At 39.7% G+C, this 20,664-nt stretch carries 19 protein-coding genes and 1 riboswitch; of the genes, 11 read left to right on the top strand and 8 right to left on the bottom strand.

From position 1 onward, the window contains the following. Position 1: 1 nt before the first annotated feature. The 4 genes from AC59HZ_RS09565 to AC59HZ_RS09550 form a co-directional block, all read right to left on the bottom strand. Positions 2-757: an anti-sigma factor gene (locus AC59HZ_RS09565; RefSeq protein ID WP_496545574.1), complete on the bottom strand. Its 756-nt coding sequence runs from the start codon at positions 755-757 to the stop codon at positions 2-4. A gap of 4 nt (positions 758-761) precedes the next feature. Further along, positions 762-1,328, bottom strand: coding sequence for an RNA polymerase sigma factor (locus AC59HZ_RS09560; protein ID WP_496545573.1), 567 nt, complete (start codon positions 1,326-1,328; stop codon positions 762-764). Positions 1,329-1,499: 171 nt separating this feature from the next. Continuing rightward, positions 1,500-2,774 (bottom strand): MFS transporter, encoded by a 1,275-nt coding sequence (locus AC59HZ_RS09555; protein ID WP_496545572.1) that lies wholly within the window; start codon positions 2,772-2,774, stop codon positions 1,500-1,502. 21 nt (positions 2,775-2,795) lie between these two features. Further along, positions 2,796-4,103, bottom strand: a complete 1,308-nt coding sequence (locus AC59HZ_RS09550; RefSeq protein ID WP_496545571.1) for an alkaline phosphatase family protein — start codon at positions 4,101-4,103, stop codon at positions 2,796-2,798. 182 nt (positions 4,104-4,285) lie between these two features. Between AC59HZ_RS09550 and AC59HZ_RS09545 the strand changes: the two genes are divergently transcribed. Together AC59HZ_RS09545 and AC59HZ_RS09540 are read left to right on the top strand one after the other, a co-directional pair. After that, positions 4,286-5,194, top strand: coding sequence for an alpha/beta hydrolase (locus AC59HZ_RS09545; protein ID WP_496545570.1), 909 nt, complete (start codon positions 4,286-4,288; stop codon positions 5,192-5,194). Between the two features lie 190 nt (positions 5,195-5,384). Next, entirely contained in the window at positions 5,385-6,413 is a 1,029-nt protein-coding gene (locus AC59HZ_RS09540) for an ATP-grasp domain-containing protein (RefSeq protein WP_496545569.1), read from the top strand. A gap of 110 nt (positions 6,414-6,523) precedes the next feature. Here the strand turns inward: AC59HZ_RS09540 and AC59HZ_RS09535 are convergent, their stop codons facing one another. Beyond that, the gene (locus AC59HZ_RS09535; protein WP_496545568.1) at positions 6,524-7,864 is read right to left on the bottom strand and encodes an APC family permease; all 1,341 of its coding nucleotides are present in this window, start codon (positions 7,862-7,864) and stop codon (positions 6,524-6,526) included. A 187-nt stretch (positions 7,865-8,051) separates the two neighbouring features. On the opposite strand from AC59HZ_RS09535, the gene AC59HZ_RS09530 reads away from it, so the two are divergent. Both AC59HZ_RS09530 and AC59HZ_RS09525 read left to right on the top strand, forming a co-directional pair. Next, positions 8,052-8,459, top strand: a complete 408-nt coding sequence (locus AC59HZ_RS09530; protein WP_496545567.1) for a hypothetical protein — start codon at positions 8,052-8,054, stop codon at positions 8,457-8,459. A 136-nt stretch (positions 8,460-8,595) separates the two neighbouring features. Then, positions 8,596-9,000 carry an acyl-CoA thioesterase gene (locus tag AC59HZ_RS09525; protein ID WP_496545566.1) on the top strand — a complete coding sequence of 135 codons (405 nt, stop codon included), beginning with the start codon at positions 8,596-8,598 and terminating at the stop codon, positions 8,998-9,000. Positions 9,001-9,055: 55 nt separating this feature from the next. Here AC59HZ_RS09525 and AC59HZ_RS09520 read toward each other — a convergent pair whose 3' ends face one another. Beyond that, a complete protein-coding gene (locus AC59HZ_RS09520) occupies positions 9,056-10,117 on the bottom strand; it encodes a putative glycoside hydrolase (protein WP_496545565.1) in 1,062 nt (353 codons plus the stop codon). An 85-nt stretch (positions 10,118-10,202) separates the two neighbouring features. On the opposite strand from AC59HZ_RS09520, the gene AC59HZ_RS09515 reads away from it, so the two are divergent. The 4 genes from AC59HZ_RS09515 (at position 10,203) to AC59HZ_RS09500 (ending at position 15,859) form a co-directional block, all read left to right on the top strand. Then, entirely contained in the window at positions 10,203-11,714 is a 1,512-nt protein-coding gene (locus AC59HZ_RS09515; RefSeq protein ID WP_496545564.1) for a helix-turn-helix domain-containing protein, read from the top strand. A 184-nt stretch (positions 11,715-11,898) separates the two neighbouring features. Beyond that, entirely contained in the window at positions 11,899-13,575 is a 1,677-nt protein-coding gene (hutU, locus tag AC59HZ_RS09510) for a urocanate hydratase (protein WP_496545563.1), read from the top strand. A 21-nt stretch (positions 13,576-13,596) separates the two neighbouring features. Beyond that, on the top strand, positions 13,597-14,895 hold the full coding sequence (hutI, locus tag AC59HZ_RS09505; RefSeq protein WP_496545562.1) for an imidazolonepropionase: 1,299 nt from the start codon (positions 13,597-13,599) through the stop codon (positions 14,893-14,895). After that, on the top strand, positions 14,867-15,859 hold the full coding sequence (locus tag AC59HZ_RS09500) for an agmatinase family protein (RefSeq protein ID WP_496545561.1): 993 nt from the start codon (positions 14,867-14,869) through the stop codon (positions 15,857-15,859). The genes hutI and AC59HZ_RS09500 overlap by 29 nt, the downstream gene beginning before the upstream one ends. A gap of 207 nt (positions 15,860-16,066) precedes the next feature. Here the strand turns inward: AC59HZ_RS09500 and AC59HZ_RS09495 are convergent, their stop codons facing one another. After that, positions 16,067-17,395, bottom strand: a complete 1,329-nt coding sequence (locus tag AC59HZ_RS09495; protein ID WP_496545560.1) for a YheC/YheD family endospore coat-associated protein — start codon at positions 17,393-17,395, stop codon at positions 16,067-16,069. Between the two features lie 193 nt (positions 17,396-17,588). Beyond that, entirely contained in the window at positions 17,589-17,882 is a 294-nt protein-coding gene (locus AC59HZ_RS09490) for a YciI family protein (protein WP_496545559.1), read from the bottom strand. A 617-nt stretch (positions 17,883-18,499) separates the two neighbouring features. Here AC59HZ_RS09490 and AC59HZ_RS09485 point away from each other — a divergent pair. The 3 genes from AC59HZ_RS09485 (at position 18,500) to thiM (ending at position 20,657) form a co-directional block, all read left to right on the top strand. Beyond that, positions 18,500-19,273: a TatD family hydrolase gene (locus AC59HZ_RS09485; protein ID WP_496546027.1), complete on the top strand. Its 774-nt coding sequence runs from the start codon at positions 18,500-18,502 to the stop codon at positions 19,271-19,273. Positions 19,274-19,288: 15 nt separating this feature from the next. Further along, positions 19,289-19,534, top strand: a complete 246-nt coding sequence (locus AC59HZ_RS09480; protein WP_496545558.1) for a glutaredoxin family protein — start codon at positions 19,289-19,291, stop codon at positions 19,532-19,534. 126 nt (positions 19,535-19,660) lie between these two features. Next, positions 19,661-19,770: riboswitch (TPP riboswitch) on the top strand. 80 nt (positions 19,771-19,850) lie between these two features. Continuing rightward, positions 19,851-20,657 (top strand): hydroxyethylthiazole kinase, encoded by an 807-nt coding sequence (gene thiM, locus AC59HZ_RS09475; protein ID WP_496545557.1) that lies wholly within the window; start codon positions 19,851-19,853, stop codon positions 20,655-20,657. Positions 20,658-20,664: the final 7 nt, after the last annotated feature.

Raw genomic sequence — 20,664 nt, 5'->3', positions numbered from 1 at the left:
TCTAGGTACCCAACACCTTTTTCCCACGGGGCTGGGTTCCATTGGCATCTGGTTCGAGCGAAACACCTATCGCGTCAAAAGCTATGTCATATTCATGTAAGGGATAGGAGAGGAAGCCATTTCCGTTCTGATCCACTTGAAATGTACCACAGCTGGTTCGTTTTCCGTCATGGATTAACCAAACCTGATAGGCTTCTGAACCTTGAGTGGAGGCCAGTCCTTGAACCTTGAACACCAGCTGTCTTGTATCCCCCTGCTGATAGAGCCAGGCATTACCTTGTGCAGAGCTTGAAGCGGGATCCGCAGATTTTAATGAATAAACTTTTACGACCTCAGCAGGGAGCTGTGTTTTTTCTTTTACCTCTGCCAGCTCTTCCCTAAGTTGAAAATTATTCCACAAAACACCGCCAAAGGTTAATAGAAGGACTGCAGCAGCAGCTCCAAATACGGTTTGCCGAATACGTCTAAACGGTTTAGATTCTGGACGAGGTCTATTTTCCACAGGGGTGGTGTTACTAGAGTTGTCATTTTGAAAAATGGCATTCATGACTTCTGACTTTAATTCAGAAGGTACTTCAACATCATCCAATTTAAAAGGGATCAAATTCCACGCCTCCCGCATTTCTTGGACTTCATTGCGACAATCTGAACAATTTAAAAGGTGTTCTTCAAATAGAACCATTTCTTCTTCTGTTGCTTCTCCGAGCAAGTAAGAGACTAATTCAATGGACAATGAACAACTGTGATTAATTGTCATTTTTTCATTCCCCCATCTCCGTAACCATACGATTTCGTAAGATTTTAAGAGTTTGATGCAGCCGGCTTTTAATGGTGCCGATTGGTTCTTGTTTCATATCCGCTATTTCGCGGAGCGTATAGCCTTCCCAGTATAGCCACTGAATAAGTTCAATTTGGCTGTTTGATAGATATTGATAGGCTTTTTGTATTTGTTCTCTCAACAGCTTTCTTGACACAATTTCAGCCGGATTATTGGCAGGGTATCCTGGGATTTGCTCCAATTGGTCCTGTCCGATTGCGATAAAGGAAGATTCCTTTTTTTCTTTCCGGTGATGGTCAATGGTGATATTTCGTGTAATGGTAAGGAGCCAATTCACAAACTGGCCTTTTTCCGGATTATACCCAGTCTCTGACGTCCATATCCGCATAAAGACAGCTTGGACAATCACTTTGGCTTTATCAGGATCCTTCGTCGCTTTTAAACTAAACGAGTATACTAGTTTAATATAGCGATCATATAATTCTTCTAAAGCAGGTCGATGTTTTTCTTTAATTAATTGCATCAATTCGACATCACTCTTATTTTGCATAAAAAAGGCAATCCCCCTCATCATTTCCCTGGTCCCTTTACAAAAATAAACGAATCAAAAAGAAAAACGGTTTGTAAACATTATATAGAAATATATATGAATTATGGTGACAATCCCCATGTTTTTTTAAAAAAAATAGACCTCGGCGTTGACGAGGTCATTGTCAGGTTTTTATTGAGAAATAGAATTTGATTTTGAGATGTTGGTTGTTTCTGGTACCCGGAGGAGAACTAGGCCGCCGATGATAAATAAGACAACTAAGCTGAATACCCCGCTGTTTGTATTTCCTGTCACATAGGCTGTAAATCCCATTAGAGAAGGGCCTAGGATGGCGGCGAATTTGTAAAAGATACTATAAAAGCCGAAAAATTCGTTTGCATGTTCTTTTGGAACAAGCTTGGCAAAGTAGGAGCGGCTTAATGCCTGAATTCCACCTTGTGAAGAAGCAACAAGCATCGCAAGAATCCAAAAATCTAACGTCGTTTTTAAGAAATAGGCATAAGTACAAATGACGATATACACAAATATACCGATGAGCAGCATGGTCTTGGCATTAAATTTATCGGCAAGTTTCCCATACAAAACCGCAAATGGTGCAGCCACGACTTGAGTAGCAAATAAAATGATTAATAGACTTTGAGAATCGATTCCTAAATCTGTTCCGTATGTGGTTGACATGGTAATGATCGTATTAACCCCGTCAATATAAAAGAAATAAGCAAGTAAAAATAGAAATAACGGGCGATATAATTTAATTTTGGAAAAAGTGCTAAAAAACTGTTTAAAACCATTCACAATCGGGTTTGGAACTCGTTCTTTATAGTATACCTGGTTTACATTTCTTAGCATCGGGATAGTGAACAATCCCCACCACAACGCCGTAATCGCAAACGAGATTTGGCTTGCAACAGAAACGGATAGAGGAAGGATCTCTTGCTGAGCAAGAATGATCAGTGCAATCCCAATAATGAAGGGAATCGTGCTGCCGATATAGCCCATAGCATAACCTTTTGATGAAACCTGGTTCATTCGTTCCTCGGTCGTCACATCGACTAGAAAAGCATCATAGAAAATATTGGTTCCGCCAAAGCCAATGACCGTAACCATATAACAGATTAGCAGGATTAACCATTGGTCGCTTGGGACTAATGCCAGTAATAAGGTAAAAATAATGCCTAAAGCAAAAAAGAAGGTGAAAAATCGTTTCTTGAACCCTTTGAAATCGGCGATGCTGCCCAAAACAGGTGCACAAATGGAAATCAGCAGGGTCGCAAACGAATTGGCATAGCCCCAGTAGGCTGTGGAAGTTGCCGCCGCAAGTCCTGCCTCTTTGGCAGCTGCCTTAAAATACAAAGGAAAAACTGCTGTGGTGATCATAATTGAATAGGCGGAATTTGCCCAATCAAATAAAACCCAGCTTTTTTCTTGTTTGGTCATCCGGCTCATCTCGTATCCCCCTTTATTTTTTTATAAATCTAGTAATTCTTCAACCACGCTTCCATCTGTATCGCCTAAGCTGACACCGAGCAGTCTTGCGAAGGTTGGGCCTTCATCAATGAGTCGGATAGCAGGGAGAGTGATGTGGCGAATCCCTTTTCCTGCTGCCATTAGAATGGTTCCATAATTCTCTTTTTCCGGTGAATATCCGTGAGTGGCCAGGGTGTATTTTTTATCGAGAGTTACTTCTTCTTGTGTAATTGATTTGAGATATTCTCCTTCATAATCTTCTAGAAAGTAATAACCCTTCCGTGCCTCCAACATAAATGCACATTGACTGTCTGCCCCTTTTTCCGCTGCTTGGTCACCGGTGAGAACTTTTTCAATACCGGAGTCAGGATCTTGAAGCAGGGAATCTAGCAGTGATTGGAGTTCGCGGATTGTAGTTAGATCTTCCTGGTCCTTAAGATAAATATATGCGGAGCCATCACAACTTTTACAGTAGGCCTTCCAATTAATTATTTTGCCTTTTGGATTGGTGATGATGAGGTTTTGCTTGTTCAAAAGAACATTTGGATGTATTGCTTTACTTTCATCCAAGGCGCTATGATCTCCTAAAACTACTATGGTTGAGTTTTCTTCGATTCCGCTCTCCTTTATTGCATCAAGGATTCTGCCGAGCCTCGTATGGTGGCGGTGAATCGCTGCGATGGCTTCATCGCCGGAAAAACCGTGATAATGACGCTGGGAATCTAAATCGGTAAAGTGAATCATCATTAAATTCGGCTTCTTTGTTTTTATGGTATCTACTGCTGATTCGAGCACAAAGTCGTCCAGCTCGGGCTGATTCAAACCGTTGCGTAAATGTCCGAAGCGTTTGTTTAGTTCCCATTGAAACCGAGGGGTCCCACTCATTAAAGAAACAAGAATTTGATTTTGCCATGGTCGGTTGGCGAATATCTCTGGCATATTATAATCAATATTGGCCTTGGCCGTAACGGGCCATAATAGCGCTGCAGTTGTCATTTCTGCTTTTTTGACTTCATCATAGAGGGTTGTTCCTTGAATGGAATCACGGAACCAATTCCAGTCCGGGGAAAGTCTTCCAGGCTGGAGCAGGGTATTATTAATGACTCCATGGCGGATAGGATAGTTCCCAGTTACGATCGTGGCATGACAGGGATATGTGACAGATGGGTATATGGATTCAACATGCTGGACGTAGGCCCCGTTATTTAGAATGGTCTTAAAATGGGGCAGGTCTTGAATGATGGGATAATCTAAAGCTGAGAGACAATCAAAGGATATAATAATTAGGTGGTCAGTAAGACGATTCATGAAAAACCTCCGGATCGGTTGTACAGATAATTCAATTGTACTACACGAAGGTAGAAATGGAAGAAGGGTTATAAAATATTTACGGAATCTTTGAAAAATTAATATTGGAAATAATATGTAATAATGATTTTTCCAGTATAATGTATATATATTAATCGTCGTCTTAAAGAGGGGAAAGAATTATGCGAAGTTTCAAAAGTTATTTTTTAGAAAAAGTAATTAAACTTTCTGTTAAAAGAGTAATGGGCAAACGGATGCTGGAAGTGGGGATTGATGAAAGACGGCAAAAACTTGATGATGCTTCAAAAAGATTTAGGATGCCGAAAGACAGTAAAGTGGAATCCATTCATATAGAAGGAATGTATGCTGAGTGGATTTCCTCTCAAGGCACTCTGAATGATAAGGTGATTCTGTATTTACATGGGGGCGGTTATGAATACTGCTCCGTTCAAACCCATCGCACGCTTGCTGCTGGAATTGGGAAGGCAGCAGGGGTGAAAGTTTTGATCCCGGAATATCGGCTGGCACCTGAGCATCCCTTTCCCGCCGCCATTGAAGATTCTGTCCGTATATATCGGTGGCTGCTTGAAGAGGGGTATCATGCTTCTAATATTATTGTTGCAGGGGATTCTGCCGGCGGGGGCTTGAGTCTTGCTGTCGCTTTAGTTTTAAGAGATCAGAATGAACCGCTGCCTGCTGGGATTGTTGCTCTTTCGCCATGGGTAGATTTAACAAGCAGCGGTGAAAGCTATAAAACAAACAGAGATTTGGATCCATATTTGAATGTAGAGGGTGTTTGGAAAGTGGCGAGCGAATATGCAGGCAGGGAATCTCTTGATCATCCATTGATTTCACCTGTTTTTGCTGATTTAACAGGATTGCCCCCATTGTTTATCCAAGTTGGTAATCATGAGATTTTGCAAAGTGATGCGGAGCTGCTCGCCGTCCAGGCAAGAAAGGCTGGAGTCGATGTATCTTTTAAAGTTTGGGATGGGATGTGGCATGTTTGGCAAATGAGTGGTGAATTTTTGCCGGAAGCAAGAAAAGCAATTCAGGAAATTGGGGATTTTGTGAAGAGAATATTTAATTGAATGCAAATTGTAATAATATTGCTGAAATAAATTTTTGCATCAAAAATCAATCATGTAAAAAGTTTTGTTTAAACGTTTCTGCTTGTGCAGGAGCGTTTTTCATTTTTTAATATAATATTTTGTGTTATAAAATGAATCCTGTTGGCACATAATGGAAAAGTCCTAAATTACAACATGAAAGAGGTTTCATATGAAGATTTGGTTTAATCGATGGTTTACAACGGTTTCGCATTATATGGATTTGATTCGTGAGAACGATGAGGGTCGAAAATTTATTATTTATGGTACGCATCCTAATAAAGATGCGCTATATCTGCAAAATTGTGATTACGCCTTTATTGAGCCGGAAGTGTCAGGGGATGAATATATTGCTTTTTGTCTTGATTTTTGTCAGAGACATGGGATTGATCTTTTTATTCCGCGAAAAGAAAATGTGCTCATTTCGAAACGTTTGGCGGAGTTTGAGGCATTAGGTGTAAAAGTCTTGGTTTGCCCAGATAATGAAATAATGGAAACTGTTGACAATAAATCAGCTGCCTATCGATCCGTAGCAAATAGGGTACCGAGCTTTTTAATTCCAGATTATCACGTTGTCAATAATATCGAAGATTTTAAAATGGCTTATGAGTCCTTGAAAGAAAAAGGTCATGAAGTTTGTTTTAAACCCGTCATTGGTGAAGGCGCAAATGGTTTTCGTGTCATCAAGGAAGATGTTGATTCCATTCAGCAGCTTCTCCAGCATGGGATTCGATTTCGGATTCCGTACAAATATGCTTGTGAAATTTTTAGCCAGCAGGAATCCTTTCCAGATTTAATGGTGATGGAATATTTGGATGGAAGAGAATATAGTATTGATTGCTTGTCGTCCCAAAACGAGCTCTATGCGGCAATTCCTAGGATGAAAGGGGATGGCCGGGTACGGGAGTTAGTGGAAAGCCTTGAATTAATGAATCTTGCTCGTGATTTTCATGAGGAATATAAATTGCCCTATGTGTTCAACATTCAAATGAAATATGGAAACGGGGTCCCTAAGCTCCTTGAGATCAATCCAAGGATGAGCGGCGGGATGCACATTAGCTGCCTTTCAGGAATCAATTTCCCATACCTGGCAATAAAAATCCTCCTCGGAGAAACGGTGCGCCCAATGACACCTAAATTTGGAATTCGAGCCAGCCACATCGAAAAAGAAATGATCCTGAAGTACAAGGACATAAGCTAAATAAAAAATATAAGTAAAATTAAAAAGTGTCTTTCTGTGGTGTCAGGCACCATAGAAAGACACTTTTTGTGTTTTTGTCCGCCTGGGGTGGACAATTCCTATATTGCGGGTTAGCTTACTTTGGATAGTGGTTGTTGCTTTTGTTGTTTTGATTTTAATATTGAGTAGACTGGGATTCCGATTATGGTTACAAGTATCGATAAGAATGCGTCCATTGGTTTGTTTATGACGGTGCTGCCAATGATATATAAGGCGCCAAGAATGGCCACGATTGGTGTAATCGGATATAAAGGAACTTTGTAAAGTTTTTGATTGTTGGATTTTTCCTTTTTTCTTAGTAAGAAGACGGCCACAAAGGATAGTGCATAGAATGTGAAAACTGTAAAAATCGCTATATCAGAAAGACGGTCAGGATCTGCCGCAAGCATCATAATAATGGAGATAGCCAATTGCAGCAAGGTTGCCCCCACCGGCGTCTTATATTTTGGGTGAATCGAAGACATGGCTTTTGCTGCTGGCAGGAATCCATCCTTTGCCATCGCATAGGGGATCCGCGGGAATGTAAGAATTTTCCCATTTAAGCAGCCGAAAATAGAAACGAGAATGCCGATGGATAACAGGTTTCCGCCCATTTTTCCAAATAGAATAGCAGCGGCTGAACTTGCTGCATTCGGCCCTAATTCCACAATTTTACTTGCAGGCAGTACGTGAAGCATGGCAAGGTTTACTGTCAAGTAGGCAGCAATAACAATTAATATCCCAGTAATAATGGCTTGAGGAAGTGTTTTGCTAGGGTTTTTCATTTCGCCGGCCATATATCCTACATTCATAAAGCCATCATATGCCCAAAGTGTTGCTAAGACTGCTGCTCCCATGCTTAATGACTGTGTGACGCCGCTGTCCATATTCATTATTTGAACATCACCTTGGAAAAGGCCGAAAACGGCAATCAAAATGATCGGAATTAACTTTCCAATCGTAGAGATATTTTGTATTAATCCACCATATTGTGTGCCTAATAAATTCATAAAGCCAAGGAAGAGTATGGTTACGATTCCTATGATGGTATTGCTTTCCGCTGAGAAACCAAACAAGTTCGCCACAAGCGTACCAAAATAGAGACCAAGTGCCCCCATGATTGCAGGGCCGTAAATCAGGGTTTGAACCCAGCCGCATAAGAACCCCAAAAACTTTCCATACACATCTTCAATATATGCATACAGGCCGCCTGTTTTGGGGATTTTCACACTGACCTCAGCAATTGTCAAACCGCTTGCCAGAGTAATGATTCCGCCAATAATCCAAGCCCATAGTGCAAGAGTTGAGGAGCCAGTTGAAGAAATGACGATTCCAGGTTTCATGAAGATTCCAGAACCAATTACTGTACCGACCACCAAGGATGTAGCAACTGCGAAGCCAATATTTTTCTTTAAATGTGCCTCATTCCCCATAAATCCGCCTCCCGTGAACATATGTATTTTCTGGATTTACACAAATTATAGCATGAATAAAATCATTTATATTTTTTTGAAATATTTAAATTATTATTGAAAAATAGTTATAGTCAGTATTGTTAATTGGATTGTTTTTGGTTATGGTAAGTGTATGAATTTAGAGGGAATTGAGGCAGAGCTTAGTATGAAATTTTTAATTAGAACACAAGTTTTAGCAGTGATGGTTTCATTTTTATGGATTGTCTATCTCGTTATTTTGGCTTATTTAAATCAGCCAGGCCGTGCTCTTCAGTATATGAACTGGTTTGTTTATGGCTTCGCTATACTATTTGCGATAATTTTTATATTTTTAACCAAAAAAATGATTAATCGTAATCGGCTGGCTGTTCCCTTGGTACTTATACCATGTTTAATCATATATGAGCCTCTGATGGAGGGAATTCTTTTAAGAGTGGTTAATGAAAGCAACAGAATGACCCTAAATTTTCTCTCCCTTTCCACGGGTTCAATAAAGTTTATTTCCATTATTTTCGGTGTAGTTGTGGGAATTATGTTTTCAAGGGTAAAAAAGATTGAGAAAAGACCGCTTTAAGCTGATCTATTTACAGGATCAGTTTTTTTCTTATTTAGTAAAAAGGGATTCTTTCTTCCATAAGTTAAAAGATTGTTATACAGTATAACTAAGAATATTTACGGAAGAAGTAACTTAAATGAAAGGAGGAGTCCCATTGACTTACACCGAATTAGAACTCATTGCTGAATCCAAAAAAGGTCATGTAAATAATGTGAAACTATATGAATACTTGGATCAGGCAAGGTTGGAATGGTACCATTTTTGTATTTTCCTTGGTGTCGAAGCAGTAGCCGTACATATTAGTGTTGATTATAAAAAGGAAGTTTTCCAAGGTGACAAGCTATTTATCAAAACGACGATTGAACGTGTAGGGAATACCAGCTTTACACTGAATCAAAAAATAATCAGAGATGAACATGAACTTGTCGTTTCGGCAGAGGCAGTCCTTACAATCATCGATCGAAAATTAAGAAGCAAGGTAAGGGTTCCTGATGAGGTCAGAAACCTGCTAAGTAAAGATACTTTACTTGATCACAAACCATTCGCTCCAACCACTTAAAAAAGATAAGGGACAAATCCCACTCCAATGGGAAGTTGTCCCTTTTTACTTCTATTTAATACGGGGTATAATCCACATTTGGTGTATAGTTGTTTGCAGCGTTCCATAATAAATATTCATTGACGCCCTGTGAATGAAGGGCGCGAATTTGATCCTCAATTTCCTGTTTCCCATACACTTTATAATTCCCCTTACCGAGCCAAGCAGCGGTGAAATCCTGAAGCCACGGCCTTGAAGTAGGAGGGGTGGCCAATTTATTTAATCGGTTTTTTTCAACCTTTGCATATTCGGAAACAAGACGATAAGGATCTAAATCAGGCTTAGTGATTCCGAAAATCCCTGTCCAATGGCTGGGATAAATCATCGCAGAAATGACATCCACATTCTCAGCAATTTGGGAGAAATTTTGGCCAATTCCTTGTGCTTCAGGTATTACTGTCGCATTTCCAAACGTATCCACTGACATTTTGACGCCATAATGCTTCAATTTTTCCTTCGCATATTTAACAAACCCAGTTACGGAAGCAACGCGATTGCTACCTTCTTTTTGGCCGGAATAAGTTAATGTACCTTCAAAGGTTGAAAATTTTTCCGGAAATCTGACATAGTCAAATTGAATCTCTTTAAATCCTATTTTCGCTGCCTCAATCGCCATGCCGATATTATAGTCCCAAACCTTTTTGACAAAAGGGTTCGTAAACGAATCACCCCGTGAATTTTTCCAAATGCCATTTGTAGTTTTAAACGACCAATCGGGGTTAGCGCTCGCCAAAACATTATCCTTAAATACGACAATCCGGGCAATCGGATATATATTATTTTTCTTAAGTGTCAACATTAATGTAGATGGATTCTTAATATATGGACGACTGTCCGTATAAAAGGGTGAATTTTTAGAGGGCTGAAAGGTGAGATTGCCATGGTCATCTTTAATATCAATAACCATTGCATTCAATTCGGTTTGGTTGATTAGGTTCATTAATTTTTCAAAAATTGGGCCTTGTGTGTTTTCTGCTTTTACATAAATCCCCTTTATCGGCTCCTGTGTGCGGGCTGAGATCGGGTTATCTATTGAAAAAGCAATCAGGACCATGAATAGAATAATAAATTTCCTCATATTCTCACTCCTCTTTCACTTTTTATTATCGTTTACCACCGGATACTTTTTTTATGTATAATGTTTCTGAAAGGGGTGAGCAAGAATGGAAGGGAAATGGCTGATTGCCGACCGAGATTTAAACGAGCGTGAAGGATTAAAGTGGCTGCTGAAAACTTCCTCTATTCCAGTAACCAACATTTTTCTAGCATCGAATTTTCAAGAATTCATCGTACTTTTTGAAAAAGAATCCCCGGATATTGTGCTGATGGAGCTGGATATGGTCAGCAAAGAGGAATGGTACAGCTTCCGCGAGCTCATCCAGATTTATGACCCCATTCTCCTGCTGACTAGTGCCGAAGCGACCTTCGAAAAGGCAAGGCTCGCGATTGATATGCAGGCATTGGAGTTAATGATCAAACCTTTTTCGACAACCAAGGTCAAGTCAGCCTATCAAAAGGCATCGAGGAGGCTTGGCAAAAAAAACACGTTACATAGTAATTTTCATTCTAATTCATATAAAGATGTATCTTATGAAGCTTTATTTATCCCACATACCATGAACTCAGAGAACTACCATATCGCTGCGTTCCAAACTGAAAGCATTGAGACGATTCCTACCTTGCATTCTTTTTTAACAGAATATCCCTTCAAGGATATGCACGGAATTTTTGCCGTAAATGACATGGTGATTCTTCTCTTTAAGGAAACCTGCTCTAATATAAAGGAACAATGTCAAAAAGCGATGAGAAAGTGGGACGAAGAATTCTCTGAACCTCTTGCGATTGTGGTCAATAAGGGAAACTCGGAACCATTAACGCTAAATCAAAAATATTTGCAAACGAGAAAAATGCTCGAATTTACTTATTATAAGGGATACCAACAAGTAGTTGAGCTTGATTATTCGCCCGATTGGGTTCATATCGATCCTTTCCTGGCCCCTCCTGAGCAGCGCGAATGGGTGGACATGCTTGCCAACAGTGACTTAGAAAAAATAAAAAAATGGCTTTATGACGAATTTCTTCAATTAAAACAGCGTTATCCTGATCCTGGCTTAGTAAGGATTCGATTAACCAGTATCCTTGCTCAAGTAAGAAGGTATATGATGACCTATAATCTTGATGCAGACCAAAGCTATGAACGGGAATACCGATATATATTTAATTCTATTTTATATGACACCGTTCTTTATCGGACGGTGCAAAATCTCATCCTCTTCATACAAAAATTATTTTTAGGTGCCGAAGCAAGTATTCTTAATTTTAAGCAAGACCCGGTTGAGCGCGGCATTGCCTTTATGGAGGCAAATTTTTCGAATAGCGATCTTAGACTTGAAGATGTTGCACGATATGTCGATCGAAATGCATCCTATTTTAGCCATCTGCTGATTACAAAAACGGGCTCGAGCTTTACTGATTTTTTGACAAGGATTCGAATGAAGGAGGCAAAACGGCTTTTAACAGAAACCACCTTACCGGTTAAGGAAATTTCGCTGCTTTCTGGCTATCAAAATTCAAATTACTTTAGCAGAATGTTTAAGGAAGCAGTTGGAATCTCCCCAAGGGAATTTCGACTGAAAAAAATGGATATGCAACACAGTGATAAAGACTCAGAATAAGCTCTGAGTCTTTTTTTCTAAAAAAAATATCTTTTTCTAAAAATTTTAAAGCTTTACAAGGTTGTCCCCTAAATATCCTTTAGATGAAAACATAAATATTATCCTTCATCCAATTTTTCAACTGTATTTTTCAGAAGATTATATTTTTATAATACTAGTAGAAACATAATAAGGAGTGACGATAATGGAAACGACAAATACGGCAAAACCACGCGTTATTCAAAACTATAAAGGAACAGAACTTCACGCAAAAGGCTGGATTCAAGAAGCTGCTCTTCGCATGCTTTATAACAACCTAGACCAAGAAGTAGCAGAAAGACCTGAAGATCTTGTTGTCTACGGAGGTATTGGGAAAGCTGCTCGTAACTGGGAATCTTTTGATGCCATTGTGAAAACGCTTTTAGAACTAGAAGATGATGAAACACTTTTAGTTCAATCAGGTAAGCCAGTAGTTGTATGGAAATCACACAAAGATGCACCACGCGTATTGCTTGCGAACTCAAACCTTGTACCTGCATGGGCAAATTGGGAGCACTTCCATGAGCTTGATAAAAAAGGCTTGATGATGTACGGTCAAATGACAGCAGGTAGCTGGATCTATATTGGAAGCCAAGGTATTGTTCAAGGTACGTATGAAACATTTGCAGAACTTGGACGTCAAGAGTTTGGCGGTTCATTAAAACATACCATTACATTAACAGCTGGTCTTGGCGGCATGGGCGGCGCTCAGCCACTTGCCGTAACCATGAACGATGGTGTCTGTATCGCCATTGATGTGGATGAAACAAGAATTGACCGCCGAATCGAAACTCGTTATTTGGATGTAAAAACAAAAGACCTTGATGAGGCACTTAAAATAGCGTTTGAAGCGAAAAAAGTAGGAAAAGCACTTTCCATCGGACTTCTTGGCAATGCAGCAGAAATCTTACCATTAATGATTGAGAAAGGCTTCAATCCAGATGTGTTAACAGACCAAACATCTGCTCATGACCCGCTTAACGGCTATGTGCCAGTAGGCTATTCTTTAGAAGAAGCAGCGAAGTTAAGAAAAGAAGATCCGACACTTTATGTGAAACTTTCTAAACAAAGCATGGCCACACATGTAAAAGCTATGTTAACGATGCAGCAAAAAGGTGCCGTTACATTTGACTACGGTAACAATATCCGTCAGGTTGCAAAAGATGAAGGCGTTGAAAATGCATTCGACTTCCCAGGATTTGTCCCTGCTTACATTCGTCCATTATTCTGCGAAGGAAAAGGACCTTTCCGCTGGGCAGCCTTATCTGGTGATCCTGAAGATATTCGCAAAATTGATGAAGCATTACTTCGCGAGTTCAAAGATGACGAGCATCTTTGCAAATGGGTGAAGATGGCTCAAGAAAGAATCGCTTTCCAAGGACTTCCTGCCCGTATTTGCTGGTTAGGCTATGGAGACCGTGCCCGCTTTGGTAAAGTCATCAATGACATGGTTGCTTCTGGGGAAGTTTCTGCACCAATCGTTATCGGCCGTGACCACCTGGATGCTGGTTCTGTTGCTTCACCGAACCGTGAAACGGAAGCAATGAAGGACGGAAGTGATGCAGTTTCTGACTGGCCAATTCTTAACGCTATGATCAATGCAGTTGGCGGTGCAAGCTGGATTTCCCTTCACCACGGCGGCGGAGTTGGTATGGGATATTCGCAGCACTCTGGTATGGTTATCGTTGCGGACGGTACAAAGGATGCGGAAATTCGCTTACAGCGTGTATTAACAACTGACCCTGGTATGGGTGTAGTTCGTCATGCTGATGCAGGTTACGATTTAGCCATCAAGACAGCGAAAGAAAAAGGCATCAAGATGCCAATGCTGCAACAAGACTAAAATCGAAGGGATTTGAAACGAATGAGTAAAGCACTTTTTATTAGAAATGCTTCTCAGCTCGTTACCCTAAAGGGGAGCTCTAAGGCTCCCCTTGTTAAGGGTGCGATGTCTGAACTTAGCATCATTGAGAACGGCAGTGTTTGGATTGAGGACGGAGTAATTCAGGCTGTTGGTACGGATGAGGAATTAGCAGTAAAGTATGGTGCTCGTTTAGTTGATGCGGAAGTTGTCGATGCAACAGGTAAACTTGTGACCCCAGGTCTTGTCGATCCACATACCCATGTTGTTTTTGCCGGTAGCAGGGAAAATGAATTCAATATGCGCCTTCAAGGAGCCACCTATATGGATATCATGAATTCCGGCGGTGGGATTCATGCGACCACACGGGCAACACAGGCTGCCAGCCATGAACAGTTATTTAGTGAAAGCTATGACCGTTTGAATGCGTTCATTCGTCACGGTGTTACCACAGTAGAAGCAAAAAGCGGCTATGGCATGGAGTGGGCAACGGAATTAAAGCAGCTGGAAGTGGCAAAGGAACTGAACGAAAAGCATGTGATTGATGTTGTCTCTACCTTTATGGGCGCCCATGCAGTTCCGAAAGAATATAAAGAAAATCCGGATGCGTTCGTGGATTTGTTGATTGACGAAATGATCCCAAAAGTGGCCGAACTCGGCCTTGCCGAATTCAATGATGTGTTCTGTGAGCATGGCGTGTTTACACCGGAGCAATCACGCAGGATCCTTGAAGCGGGTAAACGCCACGGGCTGCTGGCGAAAATTCATGCGGATGAAATTGAGCCGTATGAAGGTGCAGAGCTAGCTGCTGAAGTGGGTGCGGTTTCTGCAGACCACTTATTGAAGGCATCTGAAAAGGGCATGAAGGCAATGGCGGAAAAGGGAGTAGTCGGAGTATTACTTCCAGGAACGGCATACTTTTTAATGGCAGAGTCTGCTAATGGTCGGAAAATGATTGATTTGGGTGTCCCTGTTGCTTTGTCAACGGATTGCAACCCAGGTTCGTCACCAACGGTTTCCCTTCCATTTATTATGAGTCTTGGCTGTTTAAAAATGGGGATGACTCCTGCGGAAGTCATTTCGGCAACAACGATCAATGCGGCGCATGCGATTAATCGGGCTGCTGAGATTGGCAGCTTGGAGGTAGGCAAAAAAGGTGATGTGACCATTTTTAATGTGCCAAACTATATGAAACTTCAATACTCCTATGGGGTTAACCACGTGGACACGGTTGTGAAAAATGGTGCAGTGGTTGTCAAGGGAGGTCATCTTAGTGAAGAGCTTTCTTTATCCAAAAATTAATCCTCATAGTTTTACATGGGTAAGACCGGAGGGACGTGCTCCGGAGAAGGTTCATGAATGGATTCAGCCGTTGACTACAACGGCAGATCCTGAAATAAGTAAAGAAACAGAGATTGTCGTTGTCGGTGTGCCTTTGTCTCGTTCATCGATTAGCGCATCTGGTGCTTCTGAATTTCCGGATGCTTTTAGGCGTGCTTGGAAAGGTTTTACCACTTACAATCTTGACGAGGATATTGACCTTGCGGAATTGAGCGCCTTGGATGTGGGGGACGTTCCTATGCATGTCACCGATATCCGCCGCTGTCATGAGAATATTATCGAGGCCTCTGAAGCTCTTCACAGTCATTTTATTAATTCGAAGGTTTGTGCCATTGGCGGCGACCATTCAATTACGGCAATGATGGTGAAAGGGCTCCATAAGGCGAAGCCTGGAGAGCGAATCGGAATTCTTCAATTTGATACTCATTTTGATTTACGTGATATGAGCGATAACGGCCCTTCAAACGGTACACCTATGCGGAACCTGATTGAAAGTGGTGTAGTCGAGGGCTCTAATATGTACAACATTGGCTTGCACGGGTTTTTTAATACAAAGGAATTAAAGCAATATGCGGATGAAAAGGGAGTTAACTATATTACCTTGAGCCGCGCTCGGAAGAAAAGCATCGAAGCGACCGTTCTTCAGTGTTTAGAAGAGCTTTCTGCGAAAGTAGATACAATTTATTTAACGGTTGATATGGATGTCCTTGATATCGCCTATGCTCCAGGGGTGCCGGCCTCAACGCCGGGGGGCATGACCACGGCAGAACTGCTGGAAGGAGTACTAGCAGCAGGCCGTCATCCAAAAGTAAAAGCCATGGACATCGTCTGTCTGGACCCACTAAAAGACACTCAAATTCAGCCAACCGTCAAACTAGGTACCCACGTATTTTTAACGTTTGCAACTGGGGTAATGCTAAGATAGGTGTCAGGCACCATAAAAAGACAAAACAAAGGAATTGTCCACCTTAGGTGGACAATTCCTTTGTTCATTTTTATTTTATTTTATTTTATTTTATTTTATTTTATTTTATTTTATTTTATTTTATTTTATTTTATTTTATTTTATTTTATTTTATTTTATTTTATTTAACATAATAATATTATGTCAACTAAAACCAAATCATCTAGTTTAATTAAACCCTGCAAGTTTCTTTGCATAGAGCATGTTGGTTTTGAGGATTTCGTAGTAGAGGTCGGGGAAACCGGCAACGAGTGCAATTTCATGGGAAGGGTTGCGATGTTGGACGTCAAGGATCCAAATATCTTCATTCTCATCAATCTTTACATCTACACTAGCATTGGCAAAGTGAACTCCTTTTTCTTCTATTACTTTAACCGCTTCTATCGATTTATCAGTTATTTCCTTCACCAACATGGCCGTTTTCACTTCATTAAGATCCCAGACTTCTTTCAAAGTATCTTTTCCCAATTCAACATACGGATATATATTGCTTAATATAGTGCCCGGTTTTCCTTGTCGTGCAAACATGTTCATGACTTGCCATGTGCCCTTTGAATTCTTGATAACAATCACGCGAAAGTCAATGGTCCGGTCATGGGTAGTTTGCAGTTCAATCGATTGTTGGATCATATAGTCTCCTGCTTTAAAATATTTAGCAAACAATTCATAGGCTTGGTTTTTTTCAGAGAATTTTACTTTCTTAGTTTCTCCCTTTTGAGGATTCGTGACGATGATGTAGCTATTTTCCTTTGATATTTTGTAAATATAGGAATCTCTTGAGGTGCTGATAGATTTAACCATCACTTTAGAGTGTTTCTGTAAAAAAGTGTATAGTTCTTCAGGAGATTCATACAAAATGGAATGTGGCAGATAATCCTTCACATTATAGGAGGACTCTAAAATCTTATGAATACTCCATTTACTATATTGAAAATCATTAAAAATCGCATCACCGATAACAGATTGAAAATGCTTAATCCATTTAGAGGTTGCCTTCTTCGTCAGAACAAAAATAGAGGAAGGGTAGGGAAATGTCCCTTTTTCCCATTGTTTCGATTTGGGATCATAAAGATAACCTTTTACTGTATGATTTTCTTTATTTACACCTTCAATTGAAAAAACAAGAACAGCACCTTTGATTTCTCTGTAATAGATTAAATAATCCAATAGGTCCTCTAGTTGACTAGTGATAGAATTAACCGAATTTCCGGCTAGTAACCCGATAAAGGGACCGAAGTGAATTTCGTCGTCTTTCAGAAGGATTTCATAGTGGCAGTTAAGAGGAATGTTTAATTGATCAAGAATATCGGATGAAATGCCAATCTCATTTTCCTGAAGGTTATGGGATGTATAAACAGGTGCCCGAAGCGATTGACTGCCGAAGTAAAAAATCCTTTCAGTCCAGCGGGTAATACCGATAAATTTGGCAACCTCCGGGTGCAGTCTTACTACCCCTTCACTATCCTGATCCCGCCTTAAGCGAAAAAAACTTTCCATTGTTTACCCCCTAACATAAATGTGGATAAGTTATTGTATGATTACTTTATTAATATTGTTTTGATTTGAATAAAAAATGGGGGGACAAAGGGTTAAATTGGTCTAATGTTTATGAAAGTTAAAGATAAAATCACTGCCTTATCACAAAAAAGCAGGTGTCGAATGACGCCCGCAATGTGATGATGACATATTTTTATTTCCCTTGGATGAGAGAAACTCTATATTTATGTAATTCTGAACTCATAACTCCGTTTGAAACAGCAGGGTCATTATTCATTACTGTCTCCGCATTTTCCCATGATTCTGATTTAAACACGCAAATTCCAAACGCTCCATCTAAACAAGGTCCTGCCAAAATTAATTTTTCTTCGGCTAACAGTTGTTTAAGATACTCGAAATGATCTGCCATGACTTTTGCCTCTTCATTTGTCATTGATTCAATAAAATCTGAGCGATTCGGCCTAATAAGATAGACAAACTCTTCCAAATAAATTTCCCCTTTGTTTTTTGCAAAAATATTTAAACAGATTTAATTTTATTTTTCATTTTTCTATTTTTGGTTATTCGCCTAATGACATAAATTCCAGCGATTAATGCAAGTAAATTTAAAGAATCACCAAAATTGATAGTAAGACTAAAATGATTGTTAACCCTTACATCAGTCTTATTATTGTTATTCGTACTAGAATGCGATTTCGACTCCTTCAACTCATTTCCCACCAGCACCACCCCCATACTATTAATATATTATATTTCTTTATACAAATCATTCCAATTATTTATCATGGTGTCAGGCACCATAGAAAGACAACCCCCCCTTGAATGTCCACCTCAAGTGGACATTCAAGGGGGGGTTGTCTGTTTTTTGAGAACAAGTGCGAAAAAAGTCGAAAAAATGAAGAGCTTAAATTATTTCCTGTTTTCATGTTTTTTTAGGATAAGGAATGGTAAAATGGCTTTATTATAGGCTCTAATGAAAATTAACTGTCGAGGAAATATTCTTTTATTCCTTGGGAAAGCGCAAGAACAGACATTTCTCGAATTTATTTGTCGTATGAAAGCGCTTTAATTGTTGATGTTAAGGGGATGTGTTAGTTGTTTAAAATGATTGATACCCATATTCATCTTGACCAATACAATGATGATGAAATGAAGCATATAATTAATAGTTCTCCTCTGATAGATAGAATGATCTCTGTTTCATTTGATCTTGATTCGTGTACCAGAAACCTTGAATTAAGCCGAAGATATCAAAAAGTGAAGGCTGCTTTTGGTTTCCACCCTGAGCAAACCTTGCCTAGTAAAGAGTACATAAGTGAATTACTAAAGTGGATAGATCAGCACCGTGGTGACATGATTGCTATCGGAGAGGTTGGACTTCCTTATTATTTAAGGCAACAGAATAAGGTTTCTGCAGACCAATATGAACAATACCATAATATACTGGAGAATTTTATCCAAAGTGCGGTCATATGGGATAAACCAATTGTCCTTCATGCGGTCCATGAGGATGCACCGATTGTTTGTGACCTTTTGGAAAAGTACTCTATTAAAAAGGCACATTTTCACTGGTTTAAGGGAGATCTGAAAACCATAATGAGAATGATAGAGAATGGTTATTTTATTTCTATTACTCCTGATATTATTTATAAAGAAAAAATTAGGAACTTAGTTCAAATGTATCCCTTGGACCAGATGATGATTGAAACAGATGGTCCATGGCCGTTTGAAGGTCCTTTTTCAGGGAAAATAACCCATCCGAATATGATGATTGAAACAATACGGGAAATTTCAAAAATAAAAAAATTGTCATTGGAAGAAGTTTCTGATACATTATGGCGAAACACCATATCATTTTATGGGCTAGAGAATCGATAAAAGAAGGGGAAAACAATGATGAGCAAGCAAGTGATAGTCTATACGACAAACGACTGCATTGAATGTACAATGGTTAAAAAAGTACTCACAGAAGAAGGGATCCCTTTTGAAAGCAGGAACGTTTCGGGAAACCCTGAATATCAAAGGGAAGTGGAAGGGTACGGATTTTTAGGGGTGCCAGTAACAGTAGTTGGTAATCGGGTAGTTAAAGGATTTACAAATGAATTAAAGGAGCTAATAGAGCTGGCGAAAAAAGAATAAAACCATTTAGCAAATTATATTTATCATAATAATATTATGTAAACTTGATTGAATAATTTTTTTAAGTAATTAAATCTTTACTTATAAGTTTAATAGGAGTATTATTGATTTAAATTTAATACGTTAAGTATCTACTAGGGGTGCCCATAATGCGGGCTGAGAGAAAACTGCAACGTTTTTAACCCTTTGGACCTGATCTGGATAATACCAGCGTAGGAAAGTAGTCGAGAATTGTCATTGCGCTTACTTGCTTATAAACCAGGTCCATATATGGATCTGGTTTTTTTATTTTAAAAAAAGAAAAGAGGAAAATCTAATGGAAAAAAACAGTTTGTATGAAACATTACAAAAAGTAAGAGAAGTGAATCCGCTTGTACATAATATCACAAATGTAGTTGTAACGAATTTTACAGCAAATGGGTTATTGGCACTTGGCGCATCACCGGTTATGGCTTATGCGGAGGAAGAAGTTGCCGATATGGCCAAAATCGCAAGTGCGCTCGTTTTAAATATTGGTACCTTAAACTCTCAAAACGTCAATTCTATGATTCTTGCAGGAAAATCTGCGAATCAACACAATGTCCCGGTCATTTTTGACCCAGTTGGTGCCGGAGCAACAAGCTATCGGACAGAAACAGCCCAAAGAATCATGAAGGAAGTCAAAGTCGCAATCATTAGAGGCAATGCGGCAGAAATCGCAAATGTCGTTGGTGAAAAGTGGGAAATCAAGGGCGTTGACGCTGGTAATACCGAGGGAAATGTGATTGATCTTGCGATTACAGCTGCCCAGAAAATGAATTGCTTAGTTGTCATAACTGGAAAAGAAGATATCGTCAGCGATGGCAAAACTACATATGCCATTACTAATGGTCATCCAATCTTAACAAAAGTGACCGGAACAGGATGCTTATTGACCTCTGTAATCGGTGCTTTTGCAGGTGTCGAAAAAGATCTAATAAAGGCTTCCGTTGCTGCGTTAACTTTTTATGGAATTGCAGCAGAAAAGGCAGCACAAAAAACAATTGAACAAGGACCAGGCAGTTTCCAAATCGAATTTTTAAACCAATTGTCAATTGTTTCAACTGATGATATCAAGGAGCACAGCGCAATCAGACTGGTTTAAGGGAGGT

It is taken from the genome of Neobacillus sp. DZ-9, from assembly GCF_059587065.1.
This window is presented reverse-complemented; position numbering and strand designations above follow the sequence as displayed.